A 19339-nucleotide genomic window follows, 5' to 3' on the forward strand; every position below is an offset into this window, starting at 1 on the left:
GTCCCCATGTTTGAATCCGTCCGTCGCCACCAGCGTATTTTCCTTGGCGTAATCCTCCTTCTGATCATTCCTTCGTTTGTTGTCGTTGGTGCCTGGGACATCATTGCCCCCGGTGGCGGTGCCAATACCGTGGCCAAAGTTGGTAAACGAGAAATTACCTTGCAGCAGTGGGAGCAGTCCCACCAGCGTGCCATTGAACAGGTCCGCGCCCAGCTGGGCGGCCGCATTGATCCGGCGATCTTAGATAGCACTGCATCTCGTTTATCCACCCTGAATGACCTGGTCACGCAGCAGGTGCTCTTTGCCGCAGCGGTTGATCTGAAGGTGCGGGTGACCGACGAGCAGATGCGCCGCGCCATTGCCAGCATTCCGGCGGTTCAGAAAAATGGTCAATTCGATATGGCCTTGTATCAGCAGGCCTTAAAGGCCCAGGGCCTAACGGCCGAAGGCTTTGAGCAACGTGTGCGCGCCGACATGCTGACGGAAATTTTGCCCGCATCGATTGCGGGCAGCAGCATGGCGTCCCGATCTGTGGCGCGCCGGCTGGCCCAGTTATCGGCCGAGACCCGTAGTGTGCGCATCAAGAAATTTGCAGTGGCTGAGTTTGCCTCGGCCGTGAAGGTCTCAGACGCCGAGATTGAAGAGTTTTACAAAACCAATGCGGCCCAGTTTCAGACGCAAGAAGAGTTGGATATCGCCATTGTGGCTTTTGCCAAACCCGGTTCCGCTGACATGGTCGAGCAGTTTTCTAACCTGGTCTATGAGCAGTCCGACACCCTGGATCCTGCTGCCAAAAAAGTTGGGCTGCCCGTTCACACGGTAAAAAGTGTTCGCCGAAGCGGCCCGACTGTGATCGCGCCGCCAGAAGTGCTGCGTGCCTTGTCGGACCAGAAATTTATGACGGCGCTATTTAGCAGTGACACTATTGTGAATCGCCGCAATACCGAAGCGATTGAGATTGGTCCCGGCCTGTTGGCCAGTGCCCGTGTCATTGCCCATCGGCCAAGCGCCCCAGTGGCACTGGCCAGCGTGAAGGCCCAGATCGAGCGCACGATCCGCGACCGCAAGTCTTCCGAGCTTGCCAGTCAGGCCGCAGAGTCGGCATTAAAAGAATTCGCATCCAGCAAGGCCTTGCCGGCCGGCACGATGGCGGCCCGTTCGCTGGGCCGAGCTGATGCTCAAAAGCAGAGCAGCGAACTGCCAGCCGAGGTCCTGCAGGCGGTGTTCACTGCGGAGTTGAAGTCGCTTCCTGCAACAGTGTCGGTGCCTGCATCGAATCGGAATAATGCCGCATGGCTGGTGGTGGTGGAGTCGGCTCAGGTGCCTGCAGCAGACGCCCAGGTGGTCAAAGATCAGGTGGGCCGCTACTACCAAATTCTGGAGCAGTCGGCGGCCCGCGATACGCTTGACCGCTGGGTTGAGTTGCAGCGTGCATCGATTGGTGTGAAGACTTATCCGGAAAAACTCGCGAAGTCTGAATCGCGTTAATCAAACCGAATCAAACGCAAACCGATTTGGACTGCGTTTGATCAGTCGGGATAGCAGCAAGGAAATTTAAATCAGCGCAGTTGCTGCCGGGTGCTGGTTGATCATCTCGGCCTGCCCGTACTGGGCATAATTTTTCTCCATCGACCGCCGATAGGTCGGGTCGTAGTGGTGCACCAGCAACGACTCAACAAGCCGTGACCAGTCTTTGGCTTGAATAGCCTCGACCCATTCATTGAGTCGCGTACCGCCCACCAAGGGTTTGAGTCGGGTGAGCTGGGCCACCAGCACATCGGGCTGCTCAAAAAAATGGGCATAGTCCTGGCAAAGAAAATTCACGCGATCGGCAAGCGTTGGCGTGATCTCAATGCAGCGGCTCTCCCGCATCTTGGTAATCACCGCATCGGGCACCTGAACGGTGCCGATCTTTTTGCTCTCGGATTCCACAAAAACTTCTTGTTGTGGATCGAAGTGCCGAAGCTGGTCCCAGATCAGGGTCTCGAAAAATTTCTGGCTCGGCTGCTCTCCAATGGGTTCGTTGCCCAGCAGGGAACCACGGTGATGGGCAAGCTTTTCTAAATCCAGAACCTGATAGCCCTGGGCAGCGAGCTGCCGTAGATACAAGCTTTTCCCAGACCCGGTCACACCGCAGACCACCGCATACTGAAACTGTTCGGCAAGCCTTGCCATATCGCCCACCACATGGCGGCGATAGGCGGTATAGCCGCCGGTAAGCACATGGGCCCGCCAGCCAATGCGCTGCATGATGGTGGCCATGGCATTGCTTCGATTACCACCGCGCCAGCAATAAATCAGCGGCCGCCAGTTGCGGGGCTGATTCATAAATTGTGTTTCGAGTGCGATGGCAATGTTGCGTGCTACCAGGGCCGCGCCGCGTTTTTTGGCGTCAAACGGTGAGCTTGCATAAAGCGTGCCCACCTCGGCGCGCTCTTCATTATTTAAGACCGGCGAGTTGATCGCACCCGGTAAATGATCGTGGGCGAATTCGGCTGGCGAGCGGACATCAATAATGCTGTCGAATTCGCCCCAGCGATCGATTGCCTGATCTATGGTGATTTGCATGGCCGGCGAAGTTTACTTTCGCATCTCCGCAAAGATGGCTAGGCCGCGTTGTACCGCAGGCCGCGCCTCAATGGTGCGAAACCAGCGCTCGACATGCGGAAACGCAGCCAATTCAACGCCTTGGCGTTCATAAGAGGCTACCCAGGGCCAGGTGGCGATATCGGCAATGGAATAGCTTGAAGAGCCCAGGAATTTCGATTCGCCAAGCCGCGTATTCATCACGCCATACAGACGGTGGGCTTCTTTGGTGTAACGGTCAATGGCATAGGGAAGCTTTTCTGGCGCGTAAATGCGGAAGTGATGGGCCTGGCCCAGCATAGGCCCCACGCCCCCCATTTGAAACATGAGCCACTGCAAGACATCAAAACGTTCACGATCTGTCTTCCCCAGAAAGTGTCCAACCTTACCGGCTAAATAGATCAGAATGGCACCGGATTCAAACATGGCATAGGGTTTGCCGGGCTTAGCCCCTGGGCCCTCGGTGTCGGTGATCGCTGGAATTTTGTTATTCGGGCTAATCTTCAGAAAGTCGGGGGCCATCTGTTCATTGGCCGAGATATCGATCGGCACGGCGCAATAGGGCAGGCCGGTTTCTTCCAGCATGATCTGAACTTTTTTACCGTTGGGTGTGGGCCAGGTGTAAAGCGTAATCATCGGTTCGGTCTCCAGGGGTGTTGTTGCAGCTGTTGTGCGGTCAGCAAAAAGACATTATCCGATTGCTCGTCGGTTTCGATCCACAGCGCATGCAAGCCAGGAAATTCTTTTTCTAAGAGTGCCTCGCAGGCGGCGCGCTCGTGGCCAATTTCAATAAAAATTACGCCATCGGTTGCCAGATAATCCCCAGCGGTTTTGAGAATCTCACGAACAATGGCCATGCCATGGTCATTGGCAATCAGCGCCATATCCGGTTCGTGCTGAAACTCTTTGGGCAGGGTTTCTCGTTTGCTGGGTGGTACATACGGCGGGTTCGAAATTATTAGATCGAAGCGTTGATCAGGAATTTTTTGAAAGACGTCTGATTGAATCAATGTGATTTGATCGGTCAGTTCGTAGTCTTCCACATTGAGCGCCGCAACCTGCAAGGCGTCTGCACTTAGATCACTAGCGAGAACATGGGCATTCGGGAATTGGTCAGCCGCGATAATGGCCAGGCAGCCAGAGCCGGTGCATAAATCTAAAATGCTGCGCACGGCCAATGGATTTTGTATCCAGGGCTGGCAGTGATCGAGCAGTAACTCCGCGATGAACGATCGTGGAATAATCACGCGCGAATCTACCCGAAAGGGATAACCCTTTAACCAGGCTTCACCGGTCAGATAAGCTGCCGGTAAGCGATTGGTAATGCGCCGATCCAACAGGTCTTGCACATGGCGCACCTGATCGTCATTCAGGCTGGTTGATTCAATCTCTTGGGGGCTGTCGATTGGCAGACCAAGGCCCGCCAGCACGAGCCATCGCGACTCGTCCCAGGCGTTGAGTGTGCCCTGGCCAAACGCCAGACCTGCGGCCTGAAAGCGTGATTCGCCCTGCGCAATCAGTTCGCCAATATTCATGCGGGCAGCAGGCGGCGGATCGATTCTTCGTAGATGCGCGTAAGCGGTTCGAGATCAGCGACCGCGATGCGCTCGTTGATCTGATGGATCGTGGCGTTGGGCGGGCCAAATTCAATGACCTCGCGGCAGTGTTTGGCAATAAAGCGGCCATCGGAGGTGCCGCCAGTGGTCGATAGCTCTGCGGTCTGGCCAGTCACATTCGAAATGGCGTCGACCACCGCGTGGCAGAGCTTTCCCGGCGCGGTGAGATAAGGGTCGCCGCCCAGTGTCCACTCGATTTCAAAGCTGAGATTGTGTCGGCTTAAGACTGACTCAAGCCGGGTCCGCAGATCGTCGGGCGAACTCACGCTGCCAAATCGGAAATTAAACTGCGCACGCAGTTCACCCGGAATGACATTGGTGGCGCCAGTTCCGGCGTTTAAGTTAGACACCTGCCAGGTGGTGGGTGGGAAATAGGTATTGCCGTCGTCCCAGCGCATGGAGGCGAGTTCGGCAAGCGCCGGCGCAAACTGATGAATCGGATTGATCGCCATGTGCGGGTAGGCAATGTGGCCCTGCTTGCCGCGCACAATCAGGCTGCCCGACAGCGTGCCACGGCGGCCATTTTTGATCATGTCGCCCAGTGTTTTGACCGAGGTCGGCTCACCAATAATGCAGTAATCCAATAGCTCACCACGGTGGGCCAATTCACGCACCACCTGCACTGTGCCATCAATGGCGGGGCCTTCTTCGTCTGAAGTAATCAGGTAGGCGAGTCGGCCTTTGAATCTTGGGGTGCTCTGAACGAAACGCTCGGTGGCCACCACAAAGGCCGCAAGGGAAGACTTCATATCCGCAGCACCACGGCCATAGAGTTCACCCGCATCAATGGCTGCAGAAAATGGATCATGTTTCCACTGGTCTTTCGGGCCGGTGGGCACGACGTCGGTGTGGCCTGCCAACACCAGCGTGGGGCCGGGCTCGCCGCCTTCGCGCACGGCCCATAGATTGGTCACGTCGCCAAACCGCAGGAATTCGTTTTTAAACCCAAGGGCGGCCAATCGATCGGCAATCAGGTCGCAGCAGCCGTCATCATTGGGGGTGATGGATGGCCGCTGGATCAAGGCCTGGGCCAGCGCAAGGGTTGCAGATGAAGTGGGCATTAGTGGCTCGCAACAGTCGTAAACAGATTACGGTACAGGGCTTCTGAGAATCCGACGGAAATTTTTTCACCAAATTCCAGCACTGGGCGTTTGACCAAGAGCGGATGGGCCAGCAAAAGCTCGACCGCAGATTGCTGATCCACGATCTGCGCTCTGACCGACGGGTCAAGTTGGCGCCAGGTAAGCCCACGGCGATTCAGCAAAGCATCCCATGGCAGATGGGTGAGCCACCGATCCAGGGTTGCTCTGGAAAGGCCAGCTTTTTTAAAGTCAATAAACTCGGCTTGAAGAGACTGGGCTTTGAGCCAGGCGCGGGCGGCACGGACCTGATCACAGTTGGTGATGCCGTAGAGCCGAATTGGACTCGTCACGGCGATCAGGGCAGTGGGGGCATTCATGGCGTTTGGGGTGTCGATAGGCAATGTGTGAATGTCTGGCCGATGGGCGAGGGTGGATTAGTCGCCGCGCAGCAATTCGTTAATGCCGGTCTTGGCGCGGGTCTGTGCATCAACACGCTTCACAATGACAGCGCAAGCCAGCGAATAGCGGCCATCTTTCGAGGGCAAGCTTCCTGGCACAACCACGGCACCAGAGGGCACGCGGCCATAGGTGACTTCGCCGGTTTCGCGATCAAAGATCTTGGTGGACTGGCCAATGAACACGCCCATGGACAGCACCGCGTTGTCTTCAACGATCACACCTTCCACCACTTCGGAGCGTGCGCCGATAAAGCAGTTATCACCAATAATGGTGGGGTTGGCCTGAAGCGGCTCCAGCACGCCACCAATACCAACACCGCCAGAGAGGTGCACGTTTTTACCAATCTGCGCACACGAGCCAACGGTGGCCCAGGTGTCGACCATGGTGCCTTCATCGACATAGGCACCAATGTTGACGTATGACGGCATGAGCACCACATTTTTGCCAATAAAGGAGCCATAACGTGCCGTGGCTGGGGGCACGACACGAAAGCCACCCGCTCTAAAGTCGGCATCGGTGTAGCGCGAAAACTTGGTGTCGACTTTGTCGTAAAAGCGCAGGGCGCCGGATTCTTGTGGTGCGTTGTCACGCAGGCGGAAACTCAAGAGCACAGCCTTTTTGATCCACTGGTGGGTCACCCAGTCGCCATTGATTTTCTCGGCAACGCGAAGCTGGCCCTTATCCAAATGATCAATCACCTGTTGGACGGCATCTCGAATATCTTGCGGTGCATTGGTGGGGGCAAGGGCGGTGCGTGCTTCCCATGCGGCATCAATAATTTGGCTAATGTGGTGATCGTTGGTCGTGCTCATAAGGAATCGTTGTCCTGGTTGGGTGTGAAGTGTTGAAGTGTTCTGCGTGGTCTGCCAGAGTTACCGCTGGGCCATGGGTGAAGATGCCGGCCCGAAGTCACCGAGATCCACGCGAACGGGTGGCTTCCAGCCACGGGCGCGATGCTCGGCCACCACCGTGGTAAAGATGCCGCCACGGACATACCATTTGCCGGTGAGCCGCATGAAACGAGGTTTGGTCGCGGCAACAAAATCCGACAAGATCTTATTGGTGACCGCCTCGTGAAAGGCGCCTTCGTTTCGGTAGGACCACATATAGAGTTTCAGGGCCTTGAGTTCCAGATTTTTTTTCTCAGGAATGTAGTCAATCGTGAAGTGGGCAAAATCAGGCTGGCCGGTGAGTGGGCACAGGCAGGTGAACTCTGGAATTTCGATATGCACAACATAGTCCCGGCCCGGTTCTGGGTTGGGGAAAGTCTGAAGTGCTTTGCTGGGTTTGGTGGACATTGGCGTTGTATTTAAGAGTAGACGACGAAGACGGCAGTAAATTACGTTTTAAGCGAAGTTAGCCGTAGTTCAACCAGTTTTTACGGGAAAACCCGGTGAATTGCTGGGTGATATTATAGCCCGTGTCCCAATTTTGGCTTCATTTAACTGGATTTCTACAGAGCGGTTCAACGTGCGACTTTCTTATCTAAAACTCTCCGGCTTTAAATCCTTCGTGGACCCCACCACCTTGCATTTCCCGGGGTCCTTGGTGGGCATTGTTGGGCCTAACGGCTGCGGCAAGTCCAACGTGATCGATGCGGTGCGCTGGGTGTTGGGCGAGTCCAAGGCCTCTGAGCTGCGTGGCGAGTCCATGCAAGACGTGATCTTCAGTGGCTCGGGCACCCGCAAGCCGGCAGGCCGGGCCAGCGTGGAGCTGGTCTTTGAAAATACCGAAGGCCGCATTTCCGGCCCCTGGGGCCAGTACTCCGAGATCTCGGTGAAACGAATCCTGACCCGTGATGGCCAGTCGACTTACTGGATCAACAACCAGTCGGTCCGCCGTAAAGACGTGTATGACTTGTTTATGGGCACCGGCCTTGGGCCACGGGCCTACGCCATTATTGGCCAGGGCATGATCTCTCGGGTGATTGAGTCGCGGCCAGAAGAGCTGCGCGTGTTTCTGGAAGAAGCCGCTGGTGTATCCAAATACCGCGAGCGCCGCAAGGAAACCGAGGGCCGCCTGTCCGACACCCGCGAAAATCTCGCCCGCATTGAAGACATCCGGCTTGAGTTAGACGGCCAGATCACCCGGCTTGAACAGCAGGCCGAAGTCGCCCAGCGCTATTCCGAACTGACCACGCGCCGTGATGAGAAGCAGCGTTGGCTCTGGTGGACCCGTCGTGAAGAGTATGTGCAGAATTTAGAAAAGCTATCGATCAAGCGCCAGGAAACCGATCTTCAAATTGAATCGCAGACCGCATCGCTGCGCGCAATTGAGCGGGAACTTGAAGTGACACGTTCGGCCTATCACGAGGCCTCCGATGCGGTGCACGATGCCCAGCAGGCGGTCTACGAAACCAATACTGAAATCGCTCGTATCGAGAGTGAGCAGCGCAGGCTTCGCGACAACCGTGACCGCGCCGTCTTGGTCAAAGAGCAGGCCCAGCAGGTGATTGATACCGAGACCGCTGCCCAGTCCCAGGGCGACGCCAAGCGGGTGGCCGACCAAGAAGCCTTTGCCATGGCCGATATTGCACTGGCCGATAAGCGTGCCGAGCTGGAGCGGCTTCAGGCCACGATTGGCCCGCTCGAGCAGACCCTGGCATCGCGTAACGAATCCCTTGCTGCGGCCCAGGCCGATGTGGCGGCTGCCCAGGCAGAGTTACGCGCCTTATCCGACCGTCAGAATGATTTGTCAGGTCGTATCCGCCGAATTGAGCAGCGTATTGAAGAGCAAGACCGCGAGCGGCTATCGATTGAGCGCGTGGACCCGTCAGCAAAGTCTTTGATTGCCAATCAGCGTCAAGAGAGCTTGGCTGCCGCGCAGGCTGCGACTGAACAACTGAGTGCTGCTGAGTCGGCAATCGAGACGGCCAACACAGAGCGTGACCAGATGTCGCAGGAGTTACAAAAAGCCCGCGAATCACTGGCCCACGTGCAGGCGCAATCCGAGGCATTAAAAGCGATTCAGGCCCAGGCTGATGCCAAAGACGAATTGCGCCCGTGGCTTGCCCGCCAAGGCATGGAGTCACGGCCCCGACTCTGGGAACACATCAAGGTGAAAGAGGGCTGGCAGACTGCTGTTGAAGCTGCCCTGGCCGATCGTATTGGTGCGGTTGAGATTGGTTCTTTGGACACGGTGGCAGGCTTTGCTAACGACTTGCCACCAGCACGTTTGACTGTTTTTTCTGCCGAAGCCGCATCTGGCGCAGAATATGCGGGCGACAGTCTGGCCCACCAGATTCAAGGCGATGGCGCGATTGCATCGGTGGTCAAAGCATGGGTGGCCCAATACCGTTGCGCCGACAGTGTGTCGGCTGCAATTGGCAATGCGAAGTCTGCGGGCAGTGAGTCGGCCTGGATCACCAAAGATGGCCACATGGCCAGCCGTGGGGTCGTGCGGTTTTATGCCGAAGAAGATCTACAGGCGGGCCGCCTGGCCCGGCGCAGCAAAATTGAGCAGCTCGATACCGCCCTGCGGGCCCAGCAACTGGTGGTGGATGAATCCGTGCTGGCCTTGCAACGTGCCGAGCTTTCTTTAAACGAGCGCAAACAAGAATTGGTCGCCCTGCGTGAGCGGGCCAAGACTGCCCAGGCCCGTGCCCATGAACTAGAGATGGCCGAACTGCGCTTAGATGAAAAGATCCAGCGTCTGGCCAGTCGTGACGACGCCTTAAATGCATCGATTCAGGCGCTGCGTGCCGAACTTTCTGATTTGCAGACCCAGCAGACCAATGCGGCCCAGTCGTTTGAAGATGCTGATCAACGCTTTGCCGCCCAGCAGGAAGAGGCCGAGCGCCAGAAAGAATTGCAGGCCCAGCAGGCCCAGGAAGTGGCGCGTGCCCGTGAGCAGCGCCAAAACGCTGAGCGTGGTGTGCAAGAAGCCATGATGGCCCAGCGTGTGGCCGAAGAGCAACGCCGAAGCTTCGAAGAAAAAATGCGTGAATCGGCCCAGCGCTTAGCCGATGCCAAGCAGCGCTTTGAATCGGCAGAAGCCGAGCTGGCCCAGATCCAAACCGAATTGGATTCAAGCGACCTGCAGCCATTGCTTGAGCAGCGTGTGCAGCGCGAGGCGACCGTGGCAGAGATTCGAGAGCGTGCTGATCAGCTCAGCCAGAAATTAAAGCAGGCCGAAGAGCAACGGCTGCATGTTGAGCGAGCGCTTGAACCCCTTCGTGCCGTGCTCGCCCAGTGCGACGCCGATGCATCCGGTGCCCGCGTGGGTATTGAGCAGATTGATGAGCAGCTCACCGACAACAATCTGGTGGTGTCCTCCATCGCCCAAGAACTTCAGGCGGCATTTCCGGATAGCAAGTGGCCCAAGCCATCGGCACTGCATTCCGAAGTGCAGCGTCTTTCTAAAGAGATCGACGCCATGGGTGCCGTTAACCTGGCCGCACTATCGGAATTGGAGCAGTCGCGTGAGCGTAAACAATTCTTGGATGCGCAGGCCGCCGACTTGCTGTCGGCTGTTGAAACGCTGGAAGACGCCATCCGTAAGATTGACCGTGAGACCCGTTCACTCTTGCAAGAGACGTTTGACACGGTGAATGCCAACTTTGGCCAGCTATTTCCCCGGCTCTTTGGCGGCGGCGAGGCCAAGCTGGTCATGACCGGCGAAGAGATTTTGGATTGTGGTGTGCAGGTGATGGCCCAGCCACCCGGCAAGCGCAACACATCGATTCACTTGCTCTCGGGTGGTGAGAAGGCCTTAACGGCCACCGCCCTGGTGTTTGCGCTCTTCCAGCTGAACCCGGCACCATTTTGTATGCTGGATGAGGTCGATGCGCCTTTGGATGACCCGAACACAGAGCGCTTCTGTAACCTGGTTCGCCATATGTCGTCGTCGACGCAGTTCATTTTCATTACCCACAACAAGATTGCGATGGAGATGGGCCAGCATTTGATGGGCGTGACCATGCAGGAGCAGGGTGTCTCCCGGATCGTTGCGGTGGACTTGGATGCTGCAAACTCGATGGTTCAAGAAGCCGCATGACCGATTTACAGATAGCGATCTCGGTAGCCGCCGTGATCGCGGTCACACTGGTATTGGCGTTTAACATCCGCGAGTGGTCCAGGGCTAAAAAACGGATCGCACAACAACAGGTGGTCGTTGCTGCCGATGAGCCAGTCTTGCAGCCCGCGGTCGAGCGGCTGATTGAACCCGTACGTCCCTCGCTGATCTCGGAGTCAATTGCAGAACTCACCTGGCCATCGCCCTGTGCGTTTTCGCGGATTCAGCAAGAGATTCGGGGCTGGCGCCGTGTGGGTTCCAAGCCATTGGCCTTTGGCTGGAAAGTGGCGGGCTCGGATGAGATGCAGGCGGAACCCGTTTCGCAAGAAATTATTGGTCTGAGCGTTGGCGTTTTGCTGGCAACCCGGCAGGGGCCTTTAAACGCCATGGAATATTCCGAGTGGCAAGAGGCATTGACCAAACTTGCCAGCAATCTTGGTGCGCAGGTGGCCATTCCCTCCATGACTGAGACCTTGGCCAAGGCCAGATCTGTGGATCAACAATGCGCTGCTGTTGATGCACAGCTCACGATTGCCGTCACAACCACCAGTGTGTTGTCGGCCGCATCCATCACATCGGCAGCCCAGGCGGCAGGCCTGGAATCTCGTGGTGAGCTGCGGTTTGGATTGGGGCCTTTGCATCAGCAGCGATTCGCTGTGTTTCCTGGTGATCGCGGCTTAAGCCTTGTGTTGTTATTGGATGTGCCGCGCACGGCCGACCCACAGGGGGCATTCCAAGAAATGCGATTGGCTGCGCAGACCATGGCCGCAGTCTTATCCGGGGCCGTGACCGACGAAGCTGGCAGGCCGCTTCAGGCGGCAGACTTTGAGCGCATCGAAAAGCAGATCGGCCAAAAGGCGGGCCAGCTATTGGCCATGGGCATTGAGCCTGGGTCGGCGGTTGCACAGCGGCTCTTTCTCTAAGGCGCAAGAACTGCAGTGATTGAGATACGCAATCGTATTTTGCAGTTGCGCGGTGAAGTTGCGCAGCATCAGCGCGCCTATCACCAAGAAGATGCACCGCTCATTTCCGATGCGCAGTACGACGCATTGGTTCGCGAGCTGGAGACGCTGGAGTCCCAATACCCCGACTTAGTGCCCGGGCCATCGCCCGTGGATCAGGTGGGTTTCGCACCCAAACGTGAGTTTTCTGAAGTGGTGCACCGCGTGCCCATGTTGTCGTTGAATAACGCTTTTGAGACGACGGACGTTGAACAGTTTGTGGCCCGACTGGCCAAGGACCTTGCGCTTTCAGCTGCGGACTTACGATTTAGTGCGGAGCTTAAGTTTGATGGCATTGCGGTGAGCCTGCGTTATGAGCGGGGCAAGCTCGTGCAGGCTGCCACCCGCGGTGATGGATCGGTGGGCGAAGACATTACGCCAAACCTGTTGGTGGTGAAGGGTGTGCCGCATCGTTTACGGGGCAGCAACATTCCCGATGTGTTGGAAGTTCGTGGGGAAGTCTTGATGCAAAAAGCCGACTTTGCAGCACTGAATGCCCAACAGGCCGCCGCAGGCGACAAGGTCTTTGTGAACCCGCGCAATGCGGCAGCCGGCAGCCTGCGTCAGCTCGACCCCAACATCACCGCACGCCGGCCACTGACATTTTTTGCTTATGGCACAGGTGAGGTGGTCGATCACGCTGGACTAACCGAACACTTAGACACCCACTCTGCCTGGCTTGCCTGGCTTGCCGAGTTGGGGCTGCCCGTTGGACAAGAGCGTGGCAAAAATCTGGATGGCGCAGGGCTGCTGCAGTTTTATGAGCGGATTCTTTCTAAGCGAGCCGCGTTGCCCTTTGAGATTGATGGGGTCGTTTACAAGTTAGAGTCGATAGCGCTCCAGACACGGGCAGGCTTTGTGTCGCGTGCACCGCGATTTGCTCTGGCCCACAAATTTCCAGCGGAAGAGGCCAGCACGATATTGTTGGACATTGATGTGCAAGTGGGCCGCACGGGCGCCTTAACGCCTGTTGCACGACTAGAGCCGGTGTTTGTTGGCGGTGTGACGGTGACCAACGCCACCTTGCATAACGAAGATGAGATTGCCCGCAAGAACCTGATGCTTGGCGATACGGTGTGGGTGCGGCGGGCAGGCGATGTCATCCCAGAAGTGCTTGGCCCGGTATTAAGCCTGCGGCCAACAAATGCGCGGCTCTTTAAAATGCCCAGCCATTGCCCCGTGTGTGGGTCGCTCGCCGTCCGTGAGGCAGGCGAGGCCGTCAGCCGCTGCCCCGCGGGGTTGAGCTGCAAAGCCCAGCGTAAGCAGGCCTTTTTACACTTTGCGCAACGCCGGGCCATGGATATCGAGGGTCTGGGCGAAAAGATCGTGGACCAGTTGGTGGATCAATCTTTGGTCACAACGCTTGCGGATTTGTATCGCTTGGATCTACCCACACTTGCAGGCCTTGAGCGCATGGCCGACAAATCGGCCCAGAATTTAATTGATCAAATTAATCGTTCACGCCAGGCCAGCCTTGCCCGGTTTTTGTTTGGGTTAGGCGTGCGTCATGTGGGCGAACGAACCGCCCGTGATTTGGCGCTGCATTTCCAGTCGATTGACGAGATTCGAAACGCCAGTATTGAGCAGCTCATGGCCGCACCCGATGTGGGCCCCGTGGTGGCCCAGTCGATTCGTACATTTTTCGATCACCCGCAGCAGTCTGTTGTGGTCGATCAGTTGCTCCAAGAAATCACCATTGATCGCCTGGATGATCGGCCCGCAGTAGCGCCCACGCGCAGTACTAACAGTGGTGCCGCGGGGGCGGGTGCTGAGGCATCTGCGTTGCCGCTTGCCGGCATGACCGTGGTGCTAACCGGGACCTTGTCAGAGATGACGCGGGACGAGGCTGGTGACTGGGTATTGGCTCTGGGCGGCAAGACCAGTGGCTCGGTATCGGCCAAAACATCGCTGGTGGTCGCGGGCGAGGCGGCTGGCAGTAAGCTTGAAAAGGCCAACGCTCTGGGGGTGCGTGTGATTGATGAGGCCGCCTTCCTGGCTATGATTGCACCCTATCGATAACGGAAATTTTCTATGAGTCAATTCGCAGGCAAAGTACGCAAGGCGGTGTTTCCAGTGGCGGGCCTTGGCACACGATTCTTGCCCGCCACCAAGGCAAGTCCTAAAGAGATGCTGCCGGTGGTGGATAAGCCGCTCATTCAATATGCGGTGGAAGAGGCCGCCGCCGCCGGCATTACCGACATGATCTTTATTACCGGCCGATCAAAGCGTGCCATTGAAGATCATTTCGACAAGGCTTATGAGTTAGAGGCCGAACTCGAGGCCAAAAACAAAACTGCGTTGCTCGATGTGGTGCGTAGTGTGGCGCCTGCCAGTATCAACTGCATTTATATCCGCCAGCCCGAGGCGCTTGGCCTGGGCCATGCCGTGCTGTGTGCTGAGCCAGTGGTGGGCAATGAACCCTTTGCCATTTTATTGGCCGACGACCTAATGGATGCCGGCATTGGCGGCACTGCGGTCATGCGGCAGATGGTGGATGTCTATGCGCAGCACAAGGCCAGTGTGATCGCGGTAGAAGAGGTGCCGAAGCAAGACACATCGAAGTACGGCATTGTGAGTGCCGCGCCCTTTAGGGATCGGACTGAAAAAATTACGGCGATCGTGGAAAAACCAAAGCCCGAGGTGGCACCATCGAACCTGGCGGTGGTGGGCCGTTATCTCTTGTCCCCGCGCATCTTTGATCTAATCCGAACCCAAGGCAAGGGTGCCGGTGGCGAGATTCAGCTGACCGACGCGATTGCGCGATTGCTCAACGAAGAGCTTGTGCTGGCGTATCGGTTCGAAGGCAAACGCTTTGATTGCGGCTCTAAACTTGGCCTGATGCAGGCCGCGGTCACGCTCGCGAAACGTCATCCAGAGATCGGGGCTGAGTTTAGCGGCTGGCTAACAGAGCGTTGAATCGCATCGTGTTCAACTAAGCCCGTCGGTCTGTCATTGGGCCTGCCCCGGCTCCAAGCGTTCGCCGGGTTCAGATCCCAATGCCCACCGACCGTTCTGCGACTGATAAGAAATAATTGACTGGATATCGGCCGGAGAGCGTCGGGGATCCGTCGAGCGAAAACTTTAACGAGGGCAACGCCCTCGGTTTTCGCGAGCGGGCACCGAGGCTAGGCCGGCCGATTAAAACTAAGCGTTGGTATTAAGCAATCGCCTTCAGCAGATCTGCCTCCAGTGCGATCTGCGCCCTGGGGTCTTCCACCGCATCGCCCTCCACTAAGAAGACGTCTTCCGCGCGCTCGCCAAGCGTCATCACGCGTGCGGTTTGAACCCGCACCGCATGTTGGGCCAGCGTACGCGCAATGGCGTAAAGCAGACCCGTGCGGTCTGCGGCGGTTACGTTTAACACGTGGTACTGGCCGCGTGAGTCGGCCCGCAGATCAATGGTGGGGCGGATAGGGAAGTAGCGCGACAGCCGAGAAACACGGCCCTGTGATGGCTGAGGCAGGGGGCCCGATTCGCGAAGGGCAGCGCCAAGACCCGCCTCCACAATCGTGACCATCTCGCGTAAGTGTTCTGGAAATTGCTTCGGGTCCACGACAAAGGTGTCCATGGCATAGCCATCGCTGGTCGTGTGAATTTTCGCATCCAGGATGCTCATGTTCTGGCGATCAAAATAGGAGCAGATGCGGGCAAACAAATCGGCTGCATCGGGCTGATAGACCACCACCTGCAGGCCGGCTTCGTCTGGTGCAAGCCGTGCAATCACAATCGGGTCATCTGCGTTGGCCCGCCATGCAATGCGCCGGGCATGCCATTCAATTTCATTGGCGTCGTGCCGCAAGAAATATTGAAGTTCCAGTGTCTTCCAAAATGATCGTGCCGCATCAATTTCTTTGCCGTGTAGCCGCAGCAGGCGCTCGGCCTCGCCGGTCTTGGCCTCAAAAGCATCTTGCTGGCGCAAGGGTTCGTGTTGTTGGCCAGGCTGTGTCTGGGTTAGCAGTTTCATGGTCCGCTGATAAAGCTCTTCCAAGAGCCGCGCCTTCCACATGTTCCAGACCTTGGGGCTGGTGCCACGAATGTCGGCCACCGTAAGCAGGTAAAGCGCATTGAGCCGATCGGTGGTCTTCACCACTTTTGCAAACGCCATGATGGTCTCTGGGTCGGCGAGATCTTGCTTTTGTGCAACCACAGACATGGTCAAGTGGTGCTCCACCAAAAACATCAATAGCTTGCTGGTCTCGGTATCAAGCCCGTAATCTCGCGCAAAGCGTCTTACCTCGGCCTTGCCCAAGACCGAGTGATCGCCGCCGCGGCCCTTGGCAATGTCGTGAAAAAGCGCGGCGATGTAAAGCCGCCAGTAGCCGGGAAATTCATTGGCAAGTTGGCTGCACAAAGGAAACTCATGGGCGTGCTCGTCCATGGAAAACCGGCGCAGATTACGAATCACCTGCAGGATGTGCTGATCCACCGTGTAGACATGAAACAGGTCATGTTGCATCTGGCCGACAATTTTTCGAAAGACCGGCAGCATGCGGCCCAAGACACCCAGGTTATTCATCAGCCGCAGGCCATGAACAATTCCTGCCGGCTGCTGAAAGACCGAGAGAAAGAGCTGGCGGTTTTCTCTAGAGCGACGGAACTCGCTATCAATGCAGTCACGATGGTTCCACAGGGCACGCAGTGTGCGCGCAGTCATGCCGTGTAGTTCCGGGTGCTGCTGAAAGCATAGAAATGCTCGCAAAATAGCGGCGGGGTCTTGGGTAAAGAGCTGCTCGTGCCGCATGTCCAAGAGCCCATAGACATCTTGGAATTCGTCGTCAATGATGCGGGCGCTCTGAGCCGTGTTGGGATCACTCGATGGAAACAATCGGGGCTCAAGATTGGCCAAGAGCATGGAGCTGATCTGCAAAATGGCTTTTGCCGCACGGTAATAGCGCTGCATTAATACTTCACTGGCACGCTTACCGGCTACCGGTGCGAAGTCCATGCGTTCGGCCACTGCATTTTGCAAGTCAAAGACCAGTCGGTCTTCACGGCGCCCGGCGGCCAGGTGCAGATGGCCGCGTATGGTGTTTAAGAGCCGCTGGCAGCGATCCAGCTCGCGGGCCTCGGGTTCGGTGATCAGATCGTTGGTCGCTAAATCTTTCCAACGATGGCCCAGGCCAAAGGCGGTGGTGACCCAACGCAGCACTTGAAGGTCGCGCAGGCCACCAGGGCTTTCTTTGCAATTGGGCTCCAGGCTGTAAGGCGTGTCTTGATGGCGGCCATGGCGTTGTTGCAGTTCAAGCAGCTTGCCCTGAGCAAACTCCTTGACATTGATGGTGTCGAACCATTGTTTAAGCAGTCGATTCACGGGCGCCTTTGGCCCGGCGACCCAGCGTGACTCCAGTAATGCTGTGGCAATACTGAGTTCTTCGGAAGCGGCCTGCATGCACTCATCAATTGACCGAATGCTGTGGCCCGCATCGAGGCCAATGTCCCAAAAGGCGGAGACCAGCCGCTCGGCAGGCCCGGTAATCTCAGACTCTTGGTAGTCGTTGGGCATCAGGATCAGCAGATCCACATCGGAAAAGGGTGAGAGCTCACCGCGGCCATAGCCGCCAACGGCCACTAAGGTGGCATTGCCAAACCCCGCGCAGGCCCAGAGTTCCGATAAGACGGAATCCACCGATTTCGCCAGGTGCCGCAGGGCGCGGTCTGGGTTGGCCCTTGGGGTCCAGAGTTTGGCGTTATCGGCCCGATATTGGGTCAGACGTTGCCGCAGCAAGCGCAGGTCGATTGCCCCGCAGCCCGGCGATGCGGCGCTTGAACTAGCCGTGGAGGGCGAGGGCGCGCTCACGGTCGGGGCTCCCATCCGAGACGGTTAAGACCTCGACGCCGGTTTCGGTCACCAAAACGGTGTGCTCCCATTGGGCCGACAGGCTGTGGTCTTTGGTCACGATGGTCCAGCCGTCGTTGAGTTCTTTGATCTCGGGCCGGCCAGCGTTGATCATGGGTTCGATGGTAAACGTCATGCCGGGCTTGAGTTCCAGCCCCGTGCCAGGGCGGCCGTAATGCAGGACCTGGGGCTCTTCATGAAAGCCACGGCCAATCCCGTGGCCGCAGAATTCCCGGACCACCGAATAGCCGGCGGATTCGGCGAGTTTTTGGATGGCTGCGCCAATATCGCCAAGCCGTTTGCCCGGCGCCACCTGGGCGATACCCGCCCACATGGCCTCGCGGGTGATCTCGCAGAGCCGCTTGGCGGCAATCGATGGCTCGCCCGCAATGAACATCCGGCTGGTGTCCCCATGAAACCCGTCTTTGATAACGGTGATGTCCAGGTTCACGATATCGCCGGCTTTCAGGGCCCGGTCGCTGGGCACCCCGTGGCAGACCTGGTGGTTGATCGAGGTGCAGATGGATTTGGGGTAGGGCTTATAGCCCGGTGGGCAGTAATTCAGCGGGGCGGGGATGGTCCCCTGGACATTGACCATGTAGTCATGACAGAGCCGGTCGAGCTCACCCGTGGTCACCCCTGGCTTCACAAAGGGAGCGATGTAGTCCAGGACTTCCGAGGCAAGGCGGCCGGCAACCCGCATGGCGGCAATTTCCGGACCGGATTTGAAGCAAATCGTCATAACACGCTACAATTAATGGTTATCGAACCCCTTGATTATCAAAGAGTTTTTGCCCTTCGGGGTGAAGCCTGGGGGCGCGATAAGGTGGTGGAGTGGTGCACTTGTTGCTGCCATTCTGCCCGATTTTCAATCCGAAGCATCTGATGCAAGGGTGTCTGGTGAGGAAATTGTGTGTCAACACGCTTTCCTGTCGGACTTCTTTCAGATGCCAAGAGTCAACCCTTGCCAGGAGAACTTGCAATGTCAGTATCAATGCGTGAAATGCTGGAAGCAGGCGTCCATTTCGGACACCAGACCCGCTTCTGGAACCCCAAGATGGCCCCTTATATCTTTGGCCATCGCAACAAGATTCACATCATCAACCTAGAGGCAACGGTCGCCAACATGACCGACGCGTTGAAGTTCGTGAAAGAACTCGCACAGCGTCGCGGCACCATCATGTTTGTGGGTACCAAGCGTCAGTCGCGCGAGATCATCGCCGAAGAGGCCACCCGTGCCGGCATGCCTTATGTCGATCAGCGTTGGCTGGGCGGCATGCTGACCAACTTCAAAACAGTAAAGACATCGATCAAGCGTCTGAAAGACATGGAAACCACCATGGCCGAAGGCGGCGCTGAGCGCATGAGCAAAAAAGAAGCCCTGTCGTTTGGCCGCGAGTTGGAAAAGCTCAACAAGACCTTGGGCGGTATTAAAGACATGGCCGGCCTGCCCGATGCATTGTTCGTGGTCGATGTCGGCTATCACAAGATCGCCATTCAAGAAGCCAACAAACTGGGCATTCCAGTGGTGGCCATTGTGGACACCAACCACTCACCCGAGGGCGTGGACTATGTCATTCCCGGTAATGACGACGCCAGCCGTGCGGTGAAGTTGTATGCCCGTGCAGTGGCCGACGCCATTTTGGATGGCCGCGCCAATGCAGTAGCCGACGTGGTGGCTGCAATTCGTGGCGAGGGTGATGAATTCGTGGAAGTCGAAAGCGCCGCTTAATTTCATCGTCGTGA

Annotated in this window: 15 protein-coding genes; 6 read left to right on the forward strand and 9 right to left on the reverse strand. The window is 57.1% G+C overall.

Features of this window, described 5'->3' with window-relative positions; translation table 11 throughout:
• The first annotated feature begins 6 nt into the window (after positions 1-6).
• Positions 7-1488 (forward strand): SurA N-terminal domain-containing protein, encoded by a 1482-nt coding sequence (locus AOB54_05075; GenBank protein WVN40890.1) that lies wholly within the window; start codon positions 7-9, stop codon positions 1486-1488.
• 66 nt (positions 1489-1554) lie between these two features.
• Here AOB54_05075 and mnmH read toward each other — a convergent pair whose 3' ends face one another.
• Genes mnmH through queF form a run of 7 tightly spaced genes read right to left on the reverse strand, consistent with a single transcriptional unit; the run spans position 1555 to position 7041 of the window.
• Complete coding sequence (mnmH, locus tag AOB54_05080) at positions 1555-2568, reverse strand: tRNA 2-selenouridine(34) synthase MnmH (protein ID WVN40891.1); 1014 nt, start codon at positions 2566-2568, stop codon at positions 1555-1557.
• A gap of 12 nt (positions 2569-2580) precedes the next feature.
• Positions 2581-3222 (reverse strand): glutathione S-transferase N-terminal domain-containing protein, encoded by a 642-nt coding sequence (locus tag AOB54_05085; protein ID WVN40892.1) that lies wholly within the window; start codon positions 3220-3222, stop codon positions 2581-2583.
• The gene (gene prmB / locus AOB54_05090) at positions 3219-4121 is read right to left on the reverse strand and encodes a 50S ribosomal protein L3 N(5)-glutamine methyltransferase (GenBank protein WVN40893.1); all 903 of its coding nucleotides are present in this window, start codon (positions 4119-4121) and stop codon (positions 3219-3221) included. Before prmB ends, AOB54_05085 begins: the two co-directional genes overlap by 4 nt.
• Positions 4118-5263, reverse strand: a complete 1146-nt coding sequence (gene dapE / locus AOB54_05095) for a succinyl-diaminopimelate desuccinylase (GenBank protein ID WVN40894.1) — start codon at positions 5261-5263, stop codon at positions 4118-4120. Before dapE ends, prmB begins: the two co-directional genes overlap by 4 nt.
• Positions 5263-5661, reverse strand: coding sequence for an arsenate reductase (locus tag AOB54_05100; GenBank protein ID WVN40895.1), 399 nt, complete (start codon positions 5659-5661; stop codon positions 5263-5265). The genes dapE and AOB54_05100 overlap by 1 nt, the downstream gene beginning before the upstream one ends.
• Before the next feature lie 57 nt (positions 5662-5718).
• The gene (gene dapD, locus AOB54_05105) at positions 5719-6555 is read right to left on the reverse strand and encodes a 2,3,4,5-tetrahydropyridine-2,6-dicarboxylate N-succinyltransferase (GenBank protein WVN40896.1); all 837 of its coding nucleotides are present in this window, start codon (positions 6553-6555) and stop codon (positions 5719-5721) included.
• Between the two features lie 60 nt (positions 6556-6615).
• Positions 6616-7041: a preQ(1) synthase gene (gene queF / locus AOB54_05110; protein WVN40897.1), complete on the reverse strand. Its 426-nt coding sequence runs from the start codon at positions 7039-7041 to the stop codon at positions 6616-6618.
• A 172-nt stretch (positions 7042-7213) separates the two neighbouring features.
• Here queF and smc point away from each other — a divergent pair, with 172 nt between their 5' ends.
• From smc to galU, 4 genes are read left to right on the forward strand one after another with little or no spacing between them, the layout of a single operon-like run.
• Positions 7214-10738, forward strand: coding sequence for a chromosome segregation protein SMC (gene smc, locus AOB54_05115; protein WVN40898.1), 3525 nt, complete (start codon positions 7214-7216; stop codon positions 10736-10738).
• A complete protein-coding gene (locus AOB54_05120) occupies positions 10735-11679 on the forward strand; it encodes a cell division protein ZipA C-terminal FtsZ-binding domain-containing protein (GenBank protein WVN40899.1) in 945 nt (314 codons plus the stop codon). Before smc ends, AOB54_05120 begins: the two co-directional genes overlap by 4 nt.
• A gap of 15 nt (positions 11680-11694) precedes the next feature.
• Positions 11695-13776, forward strand: coding sequence for an NAD-dependent DNA ligase LigA (gene ligA, locus AOB54_05125; protein ID WVN40900.1), 2082 nt, complete (start codon positions 11695-11697; stop codon positions 13774-13776).
• A gap of 12 nt (positions 13777-13788) precedes the next feature.
• Entirely contained in the window at positions 13789-14673 is an 885-nt protein-coding gene (gene galU / locus AOB54_05130) for a UTP--glucose-1-phosphate uridylyltransferase GalU (GenBank protein WVN40901.1), read from the forward strand.
• A 241-nt stretch (positions 14674-14914) separates the two neighbouring features.
• Here the strand turns inward: galU and AOB54_05135 are convergent, their stop codons facing one another.
• The gene (locus AOB54_05135; protein WVN40902.1) at positions 14915-17554 is read right to left on the reverse strand and encodes a [protein-PII] uridylyltransferase; all 2640 of its coding nucleotides are present in this window, start codon (positions 17552-17554) and stop codon (positions 14915-14917) included.
• Entirely contained in the window at positions 17526-18335 is an 810-nt protein-coding gene (gene map, locus AOB54_05140) for a type I methionyl aminopeptidase (protein WVN40903.1), read from the reverse strand. Before map ends, AOB54_05135 begins: the two co-directional genes overlap by 29 nt.
• 240 nt (positions 18336-18575) lie before the next feature.
• Between map and rpsB the strand changes: the two genes are divergently transcribed.
• On the forward strand, positions 18576-19325 hold the full coding sequence (rpsB, locus tag AOB54_05145; protein WVN40904.1) for a 30S ribosomal protein S2: 750 nt from the start codon (positions 18576-18578) through the stop codon (positions 19323-19325).
• The last annotated feature ends 14 nt before the right edge of the window (positions 19326-19339 follow it).

Source organism: beta proteobacterium MWH-UniP1, from assembly GCA_036362785.1.
Lineage (GTDB): Bacteria > Pseudomonadota > Gammaproteobacteria > Burkholderiales > Burkholderiaceae_A > Lacustribacter.

Excerpts from the sequence above, each read along its gene's own strand:
- AOB54_05075 (WVN40890.1), top strand. The coding sequence starts at position 7 with ATGTTTGAATCCGTCCGTCGCCACCAGCGTATTTTCCTTGGCGTAATC.
- mnmH (WVN40891.1), bottom strand. The coding sequence starts at position 2,568 with ATGCAAATCACCATAGATCAGGCAATCGATCGCTGGGGCGAATTCGAC.
- AOB54_05085 (WVN40892.1), bottom strand. The coding sequence starts at position 3,222 with ATGATTACGCTTTACACCTGGCCCACACCCAACGGTAAAAAAGTTCAG.
- prmB (WVN40893.1), bottom strand. The coding sequence starts at position 4,121 with ATGAATATTGGCGAACTGATTGCGCAGGGCGAATCACGCTTTCAGGCC.
- dapE (WVN40894.1), bottom strand. The coding sequence starts at position 5,263 with ATGCCCACTTCATCTGCAACCCTTGCGCTGGCCCAGGCCTTGATCCAG.
- AOB54_05100 (WVN40895.1), bottom strand. The coding sequence starts at position 5,661 with ATGAATGCCCCCACTGCCCTGATCGCCGTGACGAGTCCAATTCGGCTC.
- dapD (WVN40896.1), bottom strand. The coding sequence starts at position 6,555 with ATGAGCACGACCAACGATCACCACATTAGCCAAATTATTGATGCCGCA.
- queF (WVN40897.1), bottom strand. The coding sequence starts at position 7,041 with ATGTCCACCAAACCCAGCAAAGCACTTCAGACTTTCCCCAACCCAGAA.
- AOB54_05120 (WVN40899.1), top strand. The coding sequence starts at position 10,735 with ATGACCGATTTACAGATAGCGATCTCGGTAGCCGCCGTGATCGCGGTC.
- galU (WVN40901.1), top strand. The coding sequence starts at position 13,789 with ATGAGTCAATTCGCAGGCAAAGTACGCAAGGCGGTGTTTCCAGTGGCG.
- map (WVN40903.1), bottom strand. The coding sequence starts at position 18,335 with ATGACGATTTGCTTCAAATCCGGTCCGGAAATTGCCGCCATGCGGGTT.
- rpsB (WVN40904.1), top strand. The coding sequence starts at position 18,576 with ATGTCAGTATCAATGCGTGAAATGCTGGAAGCAGGCGTCCATTTCGGA.